Here is a 14,985-nt window from a genome sequence, read left to right on the forward strand (position 1 = left end):
ATGTGACGGTCAGCGACGAGTCAGCAACACCCCGGATTCCATATGATGGGTCCAGGGGAATTGATCGAACAGCGCGCAGCGTTCGATGCGGTGGGTATCGTGCAACTGCGCGATATTCGCCGCCAGAGTCTCCGGGTTGCAGGAGATGTACAGGATATTGTCGAAGCGCCGGGTCAGCTCGCAGGTGTCCGGGTCCATGCCGGCACGCGGTGGGTCGACGAATACGCTGCCGAACTCATAGCTTTTCAGGTCGATGCCGTGCAGGCGCCGGAACGGGCGAACCTCGTTCAGTGCTTCGGTCAACTCCTCGGCGGACAGGCGCACCAGGGTGACGCTGTCCACGCCGTTTTCGTCGAGGTTGCTCAAGGCCGCATTCACCGAGGTCTTGCTGATCTCGGTGGCCAGTACCTTGCGCACCCGGGTCGCCAGCGGCAGGGTGAAGTTGCCGTTGCCGCAATACAACTCCAGCAGATCGTCGGAACGCTCGCCCAGGGCTTCATAGGCCCAGTTGAGCATCTTCTGGTTCACCGTGCCGTTGGGCTGGGTAAAGGCACCCTCCGGTTGCCGGTAGCTGAAGGTGCGCCCGGCAATCTCGAATTTCTCCACCACGTAGTCGTGGCCGATCACCACGCGCTTGCCCTTGGAACGGCCGATGATGCTGACCCCAAGGTCGGCGGCCAGCTGCTCGGCGGCGGTCTGCCAGTGCTCGTCCAGCGGACGGTGATAGCACAGGGTGATCATCGCATCGCCCGCCAGGGTGGTCAGGAACTCCACCTGGAACAGCTTGTGGCTCAGGGGCGCGCTGGCTTGCCAGGCGGCCTTGAGCTTGGGCATCAGTTCATTGATGCGCAGGCTGGCGATGGGGAATTCCTCGATCAGGATCGGCGTGCGCTTGTCGTCCTGGGAAAACATCGCGTAGTGGCGTTCGCCCGCTTCGCGCCAGAGGCGGAACTCCGCCCGCAGGCGGAAGTGCTGCAAGGGCGAGTCGAACACCCGCGGCTCGGGGGCGTCGAACGGCGCCAGCAGGTCGCGCAAGCGCGCGACCTTGTCTTCGAGCTGAGCGGTGTAGGTGTTGGAGTCAAAAGTCATGCGTTGAACCAGCCCAGCTTGATCACGAACAGTATCGACAGAATCACCAGCGCCGGGTTCAGTTCGCGGGCGCGACCGGACAGCAGCTTGATCGCGGTCCAGGCAATGAAGCCGAACGCGATGCCATTGGCGATGGAATAGGTGAACGGCATGGCCAGGGCGGTGACCACCACGGGGGCGGCTTCGGTGATGTCCTCCCAGTTGATTTCCGCCAGGCCCGAAGTCATCAGCACGGCGACGAACAGCAGCGCCGGTGCGGTGGCGAACGCCGGGACGCTGCCGGCCAGCGGGGCGAAGAACAACGCCAGGAGGAACAGCACGGCCACCACCACGGCGGTCAGGCCGGTACGGCCGCCGGCACTGACGCCCGCCGCCGATTCAATGTAGCTGGTGGTGGTCGAGGTGCCCAGCAGCGAGCCGGCCATGGCGGCGGTGCTGTCGGCGATCAGCGCGCGACCCATTTTCGGCATGTGGCCGTCCTTGCCCATCAACCCGGCGCGCTTGGCGACGCCGATCAGGGTGCCGGAGTTGTCGAACAGGTCGACGAACAGGAAGGCGAAGATCACGCTGACCAGGCCGATGTCCAGGGCGCCCTTGATGTCCAGCTGCAGGAAGGTCGGGGCCAGCGATGGCGGTGCCGAGACGATCCCGCCGAACGGGCTGAAGCCCATCAGGATCGAGACGATGGTCACGCCGAGGATGCCGATCAGCACCGCGCCACGGACTTTCAGGGCGTCCAGGGCGACGATGGCGGCGAAGCCCAGGGTCGCGAGGATCGGTGCCGGCTGCTTGAGGTCACCGAGGCCGACCATGGTCGCCGGGTTGCTCACCACGATGCCGGCGTTGTGCAGGGCGATCAGCGCCAGGAACAGGCCGATACCGGCGGCAATCGCCGAACGCAGCGGCAGCGGGATGCTGTTGATGATCCATTCGCGGATGCGGAAGATCGACAGCACGAAGAAGCACACCGCCGAGATGAAGACCGCTCCCAGCGCGACTTGCCAGGTATGGCCCATGTGCAGGACCACGGTGTAGGTGAAGAAGGCGTTCAGGCCCATGCCCGGTGCGAGGGCGATCGGGTAGTTGGCGATCAGGCCCATGACCGTCGAGCCGAAGGCCGCGGCCAGGCAGGTGGCGACAAACACCGCGCCCTTGTCCATGCCCGTTTCGCCGAGGATGCTCGGGTTGACGAACAGAATGTAGGCCATGGCCAGGAAGGTGGTGACGCCCGCGAGTATCTCGGTGCGTACATTGGTGTTGTGTGCCTTGAGTTGAAACAGCCTTTCCAGCATCTCTGCTCCCCCGTGGCGCACTCGGCGCCGTGAATGAATCGATCCCCAAACAGCCAAGCACAGACTCTAGCGGCCTGATGAGCTTCTGTCTGTGGAAAAAAGCCGCGCATCATACCAGTGGTTTGTGCCGGTTGGCTGCGCGTTGCAAGCAAGATGCCAGGACATGGGCAAAAAATTTGTCCTGGCGCGGGGCATCGGTGTCGTCGCCGAGTCCATCAGGCATACTGCTGGCTCCTTTCGGAGGGATTTATGAGCAGTCGAGTGAAGAGTCTGGTCCTGGGTATGGGCCTGGTGATGGCCAGTACAGTGCTGACGGCGTCTGCCGCGCCGGCCCAGGCGTTGATCGGCGTCGGCCTCTATACGGTGGTGTCCAAGGGCTGTGTCGAGGACGTATCCGACGGTCGCACGCAAACCCAATGCGCCCATCGCGGGCCGATCACCGTGACAGTGGTGGAGTCGGGTTATGGGCACGGCCTGCTGGCCTTTCTCAACGGTGTCCCCCTGACATACGCCACGCGCAGTTCACTCTGTGAATTCCAACGGCCATTCGCACCTTGTACCAGTGGCAAGGTGGTGGGTTACAAATTCACCTATGTGTTTGAGCTGGACAGCCAGCAGGTCGGCACTTTCGTCGTCGCCGATCGTTCGCTGACGGCGCCGGTGCGGACCCTGGGGGCGGAAATTCAAATCGCCGCCTACTAAGCGACTTTCGCAGGCTCGGCCGCTTGTGCCGGTTGACCCGGGGCTTCGTGCATACGGTCGCGTCGGGCCAGGGTCGGAAACAGTTTCATCCAGCTCCCGGTGATCACCAGGGTGCCGATACCGCCCATCACCACGGCGGGCACGGTGCCGAACCAGTTGGCCGTCAATCCTGACTCGAACTCGCCGAGCTGGTTGGAGGCGCCGATAAACAGCCCGTTCACGGCGCTGACCCGGCCGCGCATCTCGTCCGGGGTTTCCAGTTGCACGAAGGACGCACGGATCACCATGCTGATCATGTCCGCCGCGCCCAGCACCACCAGCACCGCCAGGGAGAACCAGAACGAGGTCGACAGGCCGAAGGCGATGGTCGCCACGCCGAACACGCCGACGGCGGTGAACATGATCCGCCCGACCTTGCGCTCCACCGGGAAGCGCGCCAGCCACAGCGACATCAGCAGGGCGCCCACCGCCGGGGCCGAGCGCAACAGGCCCAGGCCCCAGGCGCCGGTCAGCAGGATGTCCTTGGCGAATACCGGCAGCAGGGCCGTGGCACCGCCCAGCAGCACGGCGAACAGGTCCAGGGAAATCGCCCCGAGAATGTCCGGGCGACTGCGGATAAACCGAATCCCCGCCAACAGCGAATGCAGGGTGGCCTTGCCCTTGTTCAGGGCGGTCTGCCGCGCCGGCAGGTTGAGCATCAGCAGGCAGGCGATCGCATACAGGGCCACGGTGGGCCCATAGACCCAGACACTGCCCAGGGCATAGAGCAAACCACCGAGGGCCGGGGCGACGATGGTCGCCAGTTGCTGGGCCGACTGCGCGGCGGCCACGGCGCGCGGGAACAGCGCCGCCGGGACGATGGACGGCAACAGCGCCTGGGTGGTGGGCATTTCGAAAGAGCGCGCCGCCCCCAGCAGGAACGCCAGGATAAAGATCATTTCCCGGGTCACGTGGTGGGTCGCGCTGCCGATGGCCAGGCTCAGGGCGATCAGCGCCTGCAACGACTGGCACAGCGCCGAGACGTAGCGCCGGTCGTAGCGGTCGGCGACATGGCCGGTGTGCAGCATGAACAGCAGCCGCGGGGCAAACTGCACCAGACCCGCCAGGCCCAGGTCCAAGACATTGCCGGTCAGTTGGTAGAGGTTCCAGCCGATGGCCACGGTGAGCATCTGGAAGCCGCTGGCGGTAAAGATCCGCGCCAGCCAGAAAGCCAGGAACGGACGGTGGTGGCGCAACAGCAACGGCGTGGTGTCGGGCATCGGGGGCTCGGTCGGGGCGTGGGGAAAGCAGAGGTTATCATTTGGGTGTAACAAGAAGTTGCCAGATTGCACGGGTTTTTTGCGGATCAGAAGGGCATCTGAGCTGAGACAACCTGTCACGCGGCAAAAGACCACGCAGGCAGCTCGTCGGAATGGGACTACTCTTTCAACGTTGATTGATCCGGATCAATACCTGACAGAGGAAACATTATGTTCGGTTTGGAGGCGCTCGATCTCGCCCGAATCCAATTCGCGTTTACCATCTCCTTCCATATCCTGTTCCCGGCGATCACCATCGGCCTGGCGAGTTACCTGGCGGTACTCGAAGGCTTGTGGCTGAAGACGCACAACGATACCTACCGCGATCTGTACCATTTCTGGTCGAAGATCTTTGCCGTCAACTTCGGCATGGGCGTGGTCTCCGGGTTGGTCATGGCCTATCAGTTCGGGACCAACTGGAGTCGCTTCTCCGACTTCGCCGGTGCGGTCACCGGGCCGTTGCTGACCTATGAAGTGCTCACGGCGTTCTTCCTCGAAGCCGGTTTCCTCGGCGTGATGCTGTTCGGTTGGAACCGCGTCGGACGGGGCCTGCATTTCTTCTCCACGGTAATGGTGGCCATCGGTACGCTGGTCTCGACCTTCTGGATTCTCTCGTCCAACAGCTGGATGCAGACGCCCCAGGGCTACGAAATCATCGACGGCCGGGTGATCCCGGTGGACTGGTTTGCGGTGGTGTTCAACCCATCCTTCCCTTATCGGCTGATGCACATGGCCACGGCGGCCTTTGTCGCGACAGCGTTTTTCGTCGGCTCGTCGGCGGCCTGGCACCTGTTGCGCGGACGCGATAATCCGGCGATCCGCACCATGCTCTCGATGGCCATGTGGATGGCACTGATCGTCGCGCCGATCCAGGCGGTGATCGGTGACTTCCACGGCCTCAACACCCTCAAGCACCAGCCGGCGAAGATTGCCGCCATCGAAGGCCACTGGGAGAACGTCGGCAACGAACCGACCCCGCTGATCCTCTTCGGCCTGCCGGACATGAAAGCCGAGAAGACCCGCTTCGCCGTGGAGATTCCCTACCTGGGCAGCCTGATCCTGACCCACAGCCTGGACAAACAGGTGCCGGCCCTCAAGGAGTTCCCGCCGCAAGACCGGCCGAATTCGACCATTGTGTTCTGGTCGTTCCGGGTCATGGTCGGCCTGGGTTTCCTGATGATCTTCACCGGGCTCTGGAGCCTGTGGCTGCGCAAGCGTGATCGCCTCTACAGCAACCGTACCTTCTTGTACCTGGCGCTGTGGATGGGACCTTCGGGCCTGATCGCGATCCTGGCCGGCTGGTTCACCACGGAGATCGGTCGTCAGCCCTGGGTGGTCTACGGCCTGATGCGCACGGCGGATGCTTCGTCCGGGCACACCTTGGTGCAAATGAGCATCACCCTGGCGCTGTTCGTCGTGGTCTATTTCTCGCTGTTCGGTGCCGGCCTGGGCTACATGATGCGCCTGGTGCGCAAAGGGCCGAAAACCAACGAAGGGGCCGAGTCGAGCCACGGTGGTCCCGGCCAGCAACGTACGCCGGCCCGTCCGCTCTCCGCCGCCGATGATGGCGCCGAAGATGCTCACCACCTGAACAAGGGGAACTGAGTCATGGGTATTGATCTTCCGCTGATCTGGGCCGTGATCATCATCTTCGGCATCATGATGTACGTGGTCATGGATGGGTTCGACCTGGGGATCGGCATTCTCTTCCCCTTCATCAAGGACGACCGTGACCGCGATGTGATGATGAACACCGTCGCGCCGGTCTGGGACGGCAACGAAACCTGGCTGGTGCTCGGTGGCGCGGCCTTGTTCGGCGCGTTTCCGCTGGCCTATTCGGTGGTGCTGTCGGCGCTCTACCTGCCATTGATCCTGATGCTGATCGGGCTGATCTTTCGTGGCGTGGCCTTTGAGTTCCGCTTCAAGGCCAAGGAGCACAAGCGGCATATCTGGGACAAGGCGTTTATCGGTGGTTCACTGACCGCGACCTTTTTCCAGGGCGTGGCGCTGGGGGCTTTCATCGATGGTATTCCGGTGGTCAATCGCCAGTTCGCCGGCGGCTCTCTGGATTGGTTGACGCCCTTCACGCTGTTCTGTGGCGTGGCGCTGGTGGTGGCCTATGCCTTGCTCGGCTGCACCTGGCTGATCATGAAGACCGAGGGCAAGTTGCAGGAGCAGATGCATGACCTGGCGCGGCCCCTGGCCTATGTGGTGTTGGCGGTGATCGGGGTGGTCAGTCTCTGGACGCCCCTGGCCCATGCCGAGATCGCCGCGCGCTGGTTTACCTTGCCGAACCTGTTCTGGTTCCTGCCGGTGCCGATCCTGGTGCTGGTGACGCTGTACGGCTTGCTCCGGGCGGTGGCGCGTAACGCCCACTACACGCCGTTCCTGCTGACCCTGGCGCTGATTTTCCTGGGGTATAGCGGCTTGGGCATCAGCCTGTGGCCGAATATCGTGCCGCCGTCGATCTCGATCTGGGACGCCGCCGCGCCGCCGCAAAGCCAGGGCTTCATGCTGGTGGGGACGCTGTTCATCATCCCGTTCATCCTGGGCTACACCTTCTGGAGCTACTACGTGTTCCGCGGCAAGGTGACCCACGAGGATGGTTATCACTAGGGGAGTGTGCCCGCTCCGTGCAGGAGTGGGCTCGTTCGCGATGGCGTCCTGTGGAACGTCAGCGGATTTGAGAGACGAGGATTGGGTTTATGACAGGCAAACCTTCTTTGCACGAGATCGAGGCGGCGGAAAAGAAACCGCTCTGGCAACGTATTGGCTGGCTGGTGATTATCTGGACTGGGAGTGTGCTGGCATTGTTCGTGGTCGCGAGCCTGATGCGGCTGTTCATGAATGCGGCGGGGTTGACCACGCACTAGCCGATCTTTGTGGTGGTATTGAGGGCCCTTTCGCGGGCAAGCCCTGCTCCTACAGTACGGTGCCGAACACAGACTCTGCGTACGACATCAAATTGTAGGAGCAGGGCTTGCCCGCGAAGCTTTTGACGTTCGGTTACTTGCGCGCCTTGAGAATCACGAACTTGGGCGTCGCCGCCACTTGTTCGACCCCCCGGAACAACCGCGCCAGCTTGCTGTGATAACCCAGGTGGCGGTTGCCGACGATATACAGCGCGCCACCCACCACCAGGGCTTCACGGGCCTGCTGGAACATCCGCCAGGCGAGGAAGTCGCCGACCACCTGCTGCTGGTGGAAGGGCGGGTTGCACAACACCACGTCCAATGATTGCGGCGCTTGCCCGGCCAGTCCGTCGCCCGCGTGGATTTGCGCCTCGCGCTCGCCCAACGTTGCCCGCCAGTTTTCCCGCGCCGACTGCACGGCCATGAACGACTCATCCACCAGGGTGTACTGGGCCTGGGGGTTTTGCAGGGCGCTGGCGATCGCCAATACCCCGTTGCCGCAGCCCAGGTCCGCGACCTGCGCGCTACCCAGGTTGCCCGGCAGATGGGGCAGGAAGGCCCGGGTGCCGATGTCCAGGCCTTCGCGGCAGAACACATTGGCGTGGTTGAGCAGCTCGATGGCCGGTTCGTCGAGCCGGTAGCGCGTCGGGTAGGGCGATACGGCCGGCTCCCGGGCCTCGGGCGTGGCGATCAGCAAGCGGGCCTTCTTCACCGCCAGGGACGCCTGCACCGGGCCGATATAACGCTCCAGCAGATCGCCGGCGGCCCTGGGCAGGTGCTTGATCATGGCGCCGGCGATCACCTGGGCGCCCGGTGCCAGCTGGCCTTGCAGGCGAATCAGCTGTTCTTCCAGCAGCGCGAGGGTCTTCGGCACCCGGATCAACACCCGGTCGAAGGGCCCGGCCCAGGTCTCGCTGGCGGGGATATGCGGCACCGCGTCGAAGGCCTGGCCGTTACGCACCAGGTTCTTTTCCAGCGCCAGGGCACCGAGGAACGAGTCGCCGCTGCTGGTCACCCGCACCTGTCCGGCCAGGCTGCTGGCCAGGGCGCCGAAGCTGTCGTTGAGCACCAGCACCCGGGTCTCGGCCGACACGCCCTGCTCGGCCAGATGCGCGAGCAGGTACTCATCCGCAGCATCGAAGGCTTGCAGGGGCTCGTTCTGTTGTTCGGGCTGGCGGATCAGGTCGAGTCGGGCAAACGGGCTTTCTAGCAGGGGCATGGAGGGCTCTGGAGCGTCGATGTTGCCTCGTCACAGGTCAGGACAGGACAAGCGGGAAGAGAAGTTCGAAGGATTTTACGTGGGTTTGGCGCGGATTGCCTGTTTCTTCTGAGGGCAGGTCCTTCTGCCTGGTCGCTCCGTGCTCGTTCAGAAAAGCAGCCCTGATTTGGCGGCACACAAGACGGCGGAAGCTTTGTTGTTGACCCCGAACTTCCTCATGATCGTGCTCATGTGAAAACCCACGGTGCGCGTGGTCAGGTGGAGAATGTCGGCAATCTCGGAGGCGGTCTTGCCTTCCGCGGTCCACTTCATGATCTCGGCTTCGCGCGGCGACAACGGGTAGCTGTTGTCCGACCGTGGGGTCGGCAGCAGCTTGTCTGCCAGCGCTGAATGCAGCCAGTTGCACAGCCAGAGCACTTGCCCTGCCTTGCTGTAGAACTCATCGGTGGTAATCGGGACCGAATTGCGCGCCAGACTCAAGGTACTGACGATGCCGCGAACGTCATGGACGGACTGTGAGCATCCTTGTCTCAACCCATGCTCTTGCATGTCTCTCCAGAGTGTTGGGGTGGATTGAAAGACCTCCGGGGACCAGAGGATCGGGAACACCGAACGATGACAGTGGAAAACCAACGGATCGATCGTTTGGTAGTTGTTGCGCTGATAGCATCTGTTCCATTCACTTGGGTAGTTGTTGAAGCTTGTGCTGTTTGTTTGATGGCTTCCGAGTAAGGTGGTCATTCTGAATGATACGTAGGTGAAACCTATTTGCATGGCCAGATTGAAAACTGCGTTGAAGATTGCTTGTTCTTCTTTTTCACTCATGAGCTGATGCAGTTGATTGTCCTGCCAGTTCTCCATTGAGGTGCCCTTCCGTGATTGCGTGTAACGGTCGAAGGTGACGGGAATAGTGTAGGAAAGATCCGTATTGCGGGCCGATGTTTTTTGCTCTCCGATGATATTTTTATCGACTTTAAAAAAATGCAGTTATCGCGCGTCGTGCGGTAATTGGGGCGGTTTGCTATCATTTTGGAGTCTACCCTAGCTGAGGGTGTTGGTGTGAGCCGTGCCTTTGCGGACTTTGCAAGAGTTTCTATTTGTGAGCACTTACGAGATGCAGGTCGAAATATTTTATATAAGCTGTTGTTTTTAGTTGTATGTGTACGTTGGTGATCAATACGTATAAGTTTTCCAATAATCCTATACCAACACAAAGTACCGGTGTTTCTCCCATGGACTTTGCGCGACACTGACGTTCACTGCCTTACGGAGAACGCCATGACTGCCAGCGCCGAGAAGTTCACCCGCCAGGTCCTGCGCGATGTCCAGCCCTTGACCCCCAGCCTGTTCACCTTGCGTGCCAGTCGTGATGCCGGCTTTCGTTTTCGAGCCGGCCAGTTCGCCCGCCTTGGGGTGAGCAAGGCCGACGGTAGTGTCGTGTGGCGGGCTTATTCGATGGTGTCCTCACCCCATGACGAGTTCCTCGAATTCTTTTCCATTGTCGTGCCCGAGGGCGAATTCACCAGCGAGCTGAGTCGTCTGCGCGAGGGCGACACCTTGCTGGTGGACAAACAGGCATTTGGCTACCTGACCCTGGACCGTTTCGTCGACGGGCGTGACCTCTGGTTGCTGGCCACCGGCACCGGCATCGCACCGTTCCTGTCGATCCTGCAGGATTTCGAGGTCTGGGAGCGCTTCGAGCGGATCATCCTGGTCTACAGTGCCCGCGAGGCGGCGGAGCTGGCCTATGGGGAACTGATCGCCGGCCTGGCCGGGCGCGATTACCTGGCCGAGCACGGCCACAAACTGCAGTTCATTGCCACGGTGACCCGCGAGCAGTGTCCGGGTCTGTTGAACGGACGCATCACTCACTTGATCGAGAACGGCGAGCTTGAACGGGTGGCGGGCGTGGCGCTGTCACCCGAGCATTCACGGGTGATGCTGTGCGGCAACCCACAGATGATCGATGACACCCGGGCACTGCTCAAGCAACGGGGCTTGCAGCTCAGTCTGAGCCGGCGCCCCGGGCAGGTGGCGGTAGAGAACTATTGGTAGGGCGACACTGCGTTGTGGCAGTCAGGGCTTGTTGGCCTGGGCCTTGAGCAGGTCGCGGATCTCACCCAGCAGTTCCTCTTCCTTGGTCGGGATTGGCGGCACGGTCGGGGCTACCGCCTCTTCGCGCTTGAGCCGGTTGATGGCCTTGACCCCCATGAAAATGGCGAAGGCGACGATGATGAAGTCGATGCAGCTCTGAATGAATTTGCCATAGGCCAGGACCACGGCTGGCACATTGCCGTCGGAGGCTTTCAAGGTAATGGCCAGGGCACTGAAGTCGACCCCGCCGATGAGCAGCCCGATCGGAGGCATCACCACGTCGCCGACAAACGACGAAACGATCTTGCCGAAGGCCGCGCCGATGATGATACCGACGGCCATGTCGACCACATTGCCCTTGACCGCGAAGGCCTTGAACTCACTGAGCACGCTCATAGGTTATTCCTTGTTACAGATGAGTGGAGTGATCGCAGTGTAATGGAGCCGCGCGGATCTTGCAGGATGCGCGGAGCCGGCTGCGCTTGCTCTAATCGACCGGTTGCCCGGGGAAAAGTTTGCAAAGTGCCAGCAATCGCGCGAAATACACGCCCTGGCGGCGGATGGCCCGTCTATTTTCTCAATCGACCTCTTCAGGCTTTTCTATTTAGAGAACCGGGCTTCAGTCACTAGCCTCTGGTCAGCGCATTGGAATGCGCTCTACAAAAACCAGAGGAGTCCGACATGAACATCATTCCTGCCCTTGGAAGCGTTTCTTCAAGGCGCGTGCTGTGCGTCTTGAGCGCCAGCCTGCTATCCCTGTCCGTCCACGCCGCGACCCTGACCCGTGATAACGGTGCCGCGGTCGGCGATAACCAGAACTCGCAGACCGCCGGTGCCGCCGGGCCGGTGCTGCTGCAGGACGTGCAACTGATCCAGAAACTCCAGCGCTTCGACCGTGAACGTATTCCGGAGCGTGTGGTGCATGCGCGCGGCACCGGTGCCCATGGCACCTTTACCGTCACCGATGACCTGAGCGACCTGAGCAAGGCCAAGGTCTTTGCCGCCGGCAGTGCCACGCCGGTATTCGTGCGTTTCTCCGCAGTGGTGCACGGTAATCATTCGCCGGAAACCCTGCGCGACCCGCGCGGCTTTGCCACCAAGTTCTATACCAGCGAAGGCAACTGGGACCTGGTGGGCAACAACTTCCCGACCTTCTTCATTCGCGATGCCATCAAGTTCCCGGACATGGTGCATGCCTTCAAGCCCGATCCGCGGACCAATCTCGATGACGACTCGCGGCGCTTCGACTTTTTCTCCCATGTCCCTGAAGCCACTCGCACGCTGACCGAGCTGTACTCGGACTCCGGCACGCCGGCCAGTTACCGGGAGATGGATGGCAACGGTGTGCACGCCTACAAGTTGATCAATGCCAAGGGCGACGTGCATTACGTCAAGTTCCATTGGAAGAGTCTGCAAGGGATTCGAAACTTGGATCCAAAATCGGTGGTCGAAGTGCAGGGCAAGGATTACAGCCATATGACCCACGATCTGGTGGCGCATATCAACAAGGGCGAGTTTCCTAAGTGGGATCTTTATGTCCAGGTCCTGAAGCCAGAGGACCTGGGCAAGTTCGACTTCGATCCGCTGGACGCCACCAAGATCTGGCCGGGGGTGCCTGAGCGCAGGGTCGGGCAGATGGTGCTGGATCGTAACCCGGCGAATGTCTTCCAGGAAACCGAGCAGGTGGCCATGGCCCCGGCCAACCTGGTGCCGGGTATCGAGCCGTCCGAGGACCGGCTGTTGCAGGGCCGGGTCTTTTCCTATGCCGATACCCAGATGTATCGCCTGGGGCCGAACGCGCTGCAGTTGCCGATCAACGCGCCGAAAGTCGCGGTCAACAACGGCAATCAGGATGGGGTGATGAACAGCGGCCACAGCAGCACCGGGGTGAATTACCAGCCCAGCCGCCTGTTGCCTCGCGAGGAGCCGCAGGCGGCCCGCTACAGCCAGTTGGCCCTGGCGGGCAGCACCCAGCAGGCGAAGATCCAGCGCGAGCAGAACTTCAAGCAGGCCGGTGACCTGTACCGCTCCTACAGCAAGAAGGAAAAGCAGGACCTGATCGAGAACTTCGGCGGTTCCCTGGCGGACACCGACGACGAGAGCAAGCACATCATGCTGTCGTTTCTCTACAAGGCCGACCCGGAGTATGGCGCGGGGGTGACCAAGGTGGCCAAGGGTGACCTGGCACGGGTCAAGGCGTTGGCGGCGAAGCTGGCGGATTGAGGTCTGTCACTCAAGCCTGACCCGATCTTGAAAACACCACGGAACCTGTAGGAGCAGGGCTTGCCCGCGAAGCTTTTGGCGGCCTTGAGGGCGCCTTCGCGGGTAAGCCCACCGTGTTGAGCCGTCATTGCGGTGGCGCGAACGCTGTAGGAGCACCAACGATGCGTATTTATGCTTTCCTGCTTTTACTGACCTGTGCCTTCGGCGCTTCAGCCCAAGAGGCACCGGTTCCCACCGACCCTGCCGCCCTCCAGGCGCAGCTCAAGGATTACTATTTCGACGCCGCCCGCCGTGGCGACGTCGAGATGCTCAACACCTTTATCGACGCCGGCTACAGCCTCGATACCCAGGACGACCAGGGCTACACCGCGCTGATCCTGGCGGCCTATCACGGCCAGGGCCCGGCGGTCGAACGCCTGCTGGCCGCCGGAGCCAATGCCTGCACCCAGGACAAACGCGGCAACACCGCGTTGATGGGCGCGATCTTCAAGGGCGAGGTGAGCATCGCCCGGCGCCTGCTCGCCACCGACTGCAACCCGGACCAACGCAACGGCGCCGGCCAGACGGCGGCCATGTACGCCGGGTTGTTCAAACGTACCGGGTTGCTCGACGCCCTGGCGGCCAAAGGTGCCAACCTCGACGCCGAAGATCCCCTGGGCAATAGCGCGGCGCGTCTGGCGGACGGCGAAATCCGCACACCGGCGCCGCGCTGATCGCCGCCAGCTGAGCTATCATCGCGGTTTTGCGTGGGGGTTCAGATGGCCAAGGCCAAGCGCATGTACGGCTGCACCGAGTGCGGCGCGACCTTTCCCAAGTGGGCCGGCCAGTGCGGTGAATGCGGGGCCTGGAACACCCTGACCGAGACGATGGTGGAAAGCGGTGGTGCCGCGCCGCCCAGCGGTCGCACCGGCTGGGCCGGGCAACAGGCGCAGATCAAGACCCTGGCCGAAGTCAGCGTCGAGGAAATCCCGCGTTTTTCCACGGCGTCCGGGGAACTCGACCGAGTGCTCGGCGGCGGCCTGGTGGACGGCTCGGTGGTGCTGATCGGTGGCGACCCGGGCATCGGCAAGTCGACCATTCTGCTGCAGACCCTGTGTAATCTCGCCACGCGCATGCCGGCGCTGTATGTCACCGGCGAAGAATCGCAACAACAGGTCGCCATGCGCGCCCGGCGCCTGGGCCTGCCCCAGGACCAACTGCGGGTGATGACCGAGACCTGCATCGAAACCATCATTGCCACCGCCCGGGTGGAAAAACCCAAGGTCATGGTGATCGACTCGATCCAGACCATTTTCACCGAGCAACTGCAATCGGCACCGGGCGGCGTGTCCCAGGTCCGCGAGAGCGCGGCGCTGCTGGTGCGTTATGCGAAGCAGAGCGGCACGGCGATTTTCCTGGTCGGTCACGTGACCAAGGAAGGCGCCCTGGCCGGGCCGCGGGTGCTTGAGCACATGGTCGACACCGTGCTGTATTTCGAGGGTGAGTCCGATGGCCGCCTGCGCCTGCTGCGCGCTGTGAAGAACCGTTTTGGTGCGGTCAACGAACTGGGCGTGTTCGGCATGACCGACCGTGGCCTGAAGGAAGTCTCCAACCCCTCGGCGATTTTCCTGACACGGGCCCAGGAAGAAGTGCCGGGCAGTGTGGTCATGGCCACCTGGGAAGGCACCCGGCCGATGCTGGTGGAGGTGCAGGCCCTGGTGGACGACAGTCACCTGGCCAACCCGCGCCGGGTCACCCTCGGGCTGGACCCGAATCGCCTGGCGATGCTGCTGGCGGTCCTGCACCGCCATGGCGGGATTCCGACCCACGACCAGGATGTGTTCCTCAACGTCGTCGGCGGGGTCAAGGTCCTGGAGACCGCCTCGGACCTGGCGCTGCTGGCGGCGATCATGTCCAGCCTGCGCAACCGGCCATTGCCCCACGACCTGCTGGTGTTCGGCGAGGTCGGCCTGTCCGGCGAAGTGCGGCCGGTGCCCAGCGGCCAGGAGCGTCTTAAAGAGGCGGCCAAGCATGGTTTCAAGCGGGCCATCGTGCCCAAGGGCAATGCGCCGAAAGAAGCGCCGCCGGGGCTGGTGATCATCGCGGTGACGCGGTTGGAGCAGGCTTTGGATGCGTTGTTTGAATAATGATCGCTTCATCTATCAATCGACCTATTG

Annotated in this window: 14 protein-coding genes; 8 read left to right on the forward strand and 6 right to left on the reverse strand. The window is 62.3% G+C overall.

Annotated features, from left to right (window positions below; genetic code table 11):
* Positions 1-9 precede the first annotated feature (9 nt).
* Both trmA and M5C56_RS12875 read right to left on the reverse strand, forming a co-directional pair.
* Positions 10-1,089 (reverse strand): tRNA (uridine(54)-C5)-methyltransferase TrmA, encoded by a 1,080-nt coding sequence (gene trmA, locus M5C56_RS12870; protein ID WP_103495860.1) that lies wholly within the window; start codon positions 1,087-1,089, stop codon positions 10-12.
* Positions 1,086-2,381: an NCS2 family permease gene (locus M5C56_RS12875; protein ID WP_103495861.1), complete on the reverse strand. Its 1,296-nt coding sequence runs from the start codon at positions 2,379-2,381 to the stop codon at positions 1,086-1,088. Before M5C56_RS12875 ends, trmA begins: the two co-directional genes overlap by 4 nt.
* Positions 2,382-2,630: 249 nt before the next feature.
* Here M5C56_RS12875 and M5C56_RS12880 point away from each other — a divergent pair, with 249 nt between their 5' ends.
* A complete protein-coding gene (locus M5C56_RS12880; protein ID WP_103495862.1) occupies positions 2,631-3,083 on the forward strand; it encodes a DUF4879 domain-containing protein in 453 nt (150 codons plus the stop codon).
* Here the strand turns inward: M5C56_RS12880 and M5C56_RS12885 are convergent.
* Complete coding sequence (locus M5C56_RS12885) at positions 3,080-4,342, reverse strand: MFS transporter (RefSeq protein ID WP_103495863.1); 1,263 nt, start codon at positions 4,340-4,342, stop codon at positions 3,080-3,082. The genes M5C56_RS12880 and M5C56_RS12885 overlap by 4 nt on opposite strands.
* 210 nt (positions 4,343-4,552) lie before the next feature.
* Between M5C56_RS12885 and M5C56_RS12890 the strand changes: the two genes are divergently transcribed.
* The 3 genes from M5C56_RS12890 to M5C56_RS12900 all read left to right on the forward strand — a co-directional run bounded on the left by M5C56_RS12890 (position 4,553) and on the right by M5C56_RS12900 (position 7,254).
* Positions 4,553-5,986, forward strand: a complete 1,434-nt coding sequence (locus M5C56_RS12890; protein ID WP_247263170.1) for a cytochrome ubiquinol oxidase subunit I — start codon at positions 4,553-4,555, stop codon at positions 5,984-5,986.
* Positions 5,987-5,989: 3 nt separating this feature from the next.
* A complete protein-coding gene (cydB, locus tag M5C56_RS12895; protein ID WP_100941470.1) occupies positions 5,990-6,997 on the forward strand; it encodes a cytochrome d ubiquinol oxidase subunit II in 1,008 nt (335 codons plus the stop codon).
* Positions 6,998-7,086: 89 nt separating this feature from the next.
* Complete coding sequence (locus M5C56_RS12900) at positions 7,087-7,254, forward strand: DUF2474 domain-containing protein (protein WP_103498104.1); 168 nt, start codon at positions 7,087-7,089, stop codon at positions 7,252-7,254.
* Between the two features lie 133 nt (positions 7,255-7,387).
* On the opposite strand, the gene M5C56_RS12905 is transcribed toward M5C56_RS12900, so the two are convergent.
* On the reverse strand, positions 7,388-8,512 hold the full coding sequence (locus M5C56_RS12905; RefSeq protein ID WP_103498103.1) for a methyltransferase: 1,125 nt from the start codon (positions 8,510-8,512) through the stop codon (positions 7,388-7,390).
* A 147-nt stretch (positions 8,513-8,659) separates the two neighbouring features.
* Positions 8,660-9,373, reverse strand: a complete 714-nt coding sequence (locus M5C56_RS12910; protein ID WP_103498102.1) for a LuxR family transcriptional regulator — start codon at positions 9,371-9,373, stop codon at positions 8,660-8,662.
* Positions 9,374-9,790: 417 nt separating this feature from the next.
* Between M5C56_RS12910 and M5C56_RS12915 the strand changes: the two genes are divergently transcribed.
* The gene (locus M5C56_RS12915; protein ID WP_103498101.1) at positions 9,791-10,567 is read left to right on the forward strand and encodes a ferredoxin--NADP reductase; all 777 of its coding nucleotides are present in this window, start codon (positions 9,791-9,793) and stop codon (positions 10,565-10,567) included.
* Positions 10,568-10,588: 21 nt separating this feature from the next.
* On the opposite strand, the gene mscL is transcribed toward M5C56_RS12915, so the two are convergent.
* Entirely contained in the window at positions 10,589-11,002 is a 414-nt protein-coding gene (gene mscL, locus M5C56_RS12920; RefSeq protein ID WP_247263169.1) for a large-conductance mechanosensitive channel protein MscL, read from the reverse strand.
* Positions 11,003-11,287: 285 nt separating this feature from the next.
* Here mscL and katB point away from each other — a divergent pair, with 285 nt between their 5' ends.
* The 3 genes from katB to radA all read left to right on the forward strand — a co-directional run bounded on the left by katB (position 11,288) and on the right by radA (position 14,955).
* Complete coding sequence (gene katB, locus M5C56_RS12925) at positions 11,288-12,829, forward strand: catalase KatB (RefSeq protein WP_103494396.1); 1,542 nt, start codon at positions 11,288-11,290, stop codon at positions 12,827-12,829.
* Between the two features lie 161 nt (positions 12,830-12,990).
* Positions 12,991-13,542 carry an ankyrin repeat domain-containing protein gene (locus tag M5C56_RS12930; RefSeq protein ID WP_103499710.1) on the forward strand — a complete coding sequence of 184 codons (552 nt, stop codon included), beginning with the start codon at positions 12,991-12,993 and terminating at the stop codon, positions 13,540-13,542.
* 45 nt (positions 13,543-13,587) lie between these two features.
* Positions 13,588-14,955 (forward strand): DNA repair protein RadA, encoded by a 1,368-nt coding sequence (gene radA / locus M5C56_RS12935; protein ID WP_100941462.1) that lies wholly within the window; start codon positions 13,588-13,590, stop codon positions 14,953-14,955.
* Positions 14,956-14,985: the final 30 nt, after the last annotated feature.

Source organism: Pseudomonas sp. MWU13-2862, assembly GCF_023242495.1.
In the GTDB taxonomy this organism is placed as follows: Bacteria; Pseudomonadota; Gammaproteobacteria; order Pseudomonadales; family Pseudomonadaceae; genus Aquipseudomonas; species Aquipseudomonas gingeri_D.

Bases quoted from the DNA above. Each gene is read 5' to 3' on its own strand.
- radA (WP_100941462.1), top strand. From the start codon at position 13,588: ATGGCCAAGGCCAAGCGCATGTACGGCTGCACCGAGTGCGGCGCGACC.
- M5C56_RS12915 (WP_103498101.1), top strand. From the start codon at position 9,791: ATGACTGCCAGCGCCGAGAAGTTCACCCGCCAGGTCCTGCGCGATGTC.
- trmA (WP_103495860.1), bottom strand. From the start codon at position 1,089: ATGACTTTTGACTCCAACACCTACACCGCTCAGCTCGAAGACAAGGTC.
- M5C56_RS12900 (WP_103498104.1), top strand. From the start codon at position 7,087: ATGACAGGCAAACCTTCTTTGCACGAGATCGAGGCGGCGGAAAAGAAA.
- mscL (WP_247263169.1), bottom strand. From the start codon at position 11,002: ATGAGCGTGCTCAGTGAGTTCAAGGCCTTCGCGGTCAAGGGCAATGTG.
- M5C56_RS12880 (WP_103495862.1), top strand. From the start codon at position 2,631: ATGAGCAGTCGAGTGAAGAGTCTGGTCCTGGGTATGGGCCTGGTGATG.
- cydB (WP_100941470.1), top strand. From the start codon at position 5,990: ATGGGTATTGATCTTCCGCTGATCTGGGCCGTGATCATCATCTTCGGC.
- katB (WP_103494396.1), top strand. From the start codon at position 11,288: ATGAACATCATTCCTGCCCTTGGAAGCGTTTCTTCAAGGCGCGTGCTG.
- M5C56_RS12930 (WP_103499710.1), top strand. From the start codon at position 12,991: ATGCGTATTTATGCTTTCCTGCTTTTACTGACCTGTGCCTTCGGCGCT.
- M5C56_RS12910 (WP_103498102.1), bottom strand. From the start codon at position 9,373: ATGGAGAACTGGCAGGACAATCAACTGCATCAGCTCATGAGTGAAAAA.
- M5C56_RS12885 (WP_103495863.1), bottom strand. From the start codon at position 4,342: ATGCCCGACACCACGCCGTTGCTGTTGCGCCACCACCGTCCGTTCCTG.
- M5C56_RS12905 (WP_103498103.1), bottom strand. From the start codon at position 8,512: ATGCCCCTGCTAGAAAGCCCGTTTGCCCGACTCGACCTGATCCGCCAG.
- M5C56_RS12890 (WP_247263170.1), top strand. From the start codon at position 4,553: ATGTTCGGTTTGGAGGCGCTCGATCTCGCCCGAATCCAATTCGCGTTT.
- M5C56_RS12875 (WP_103495861.1), bottom strand. From the start codon at position 2,381: ATGCTGGAAAGGCTGTTTCAACTCAAGGCACACAACACCAATGTACGC.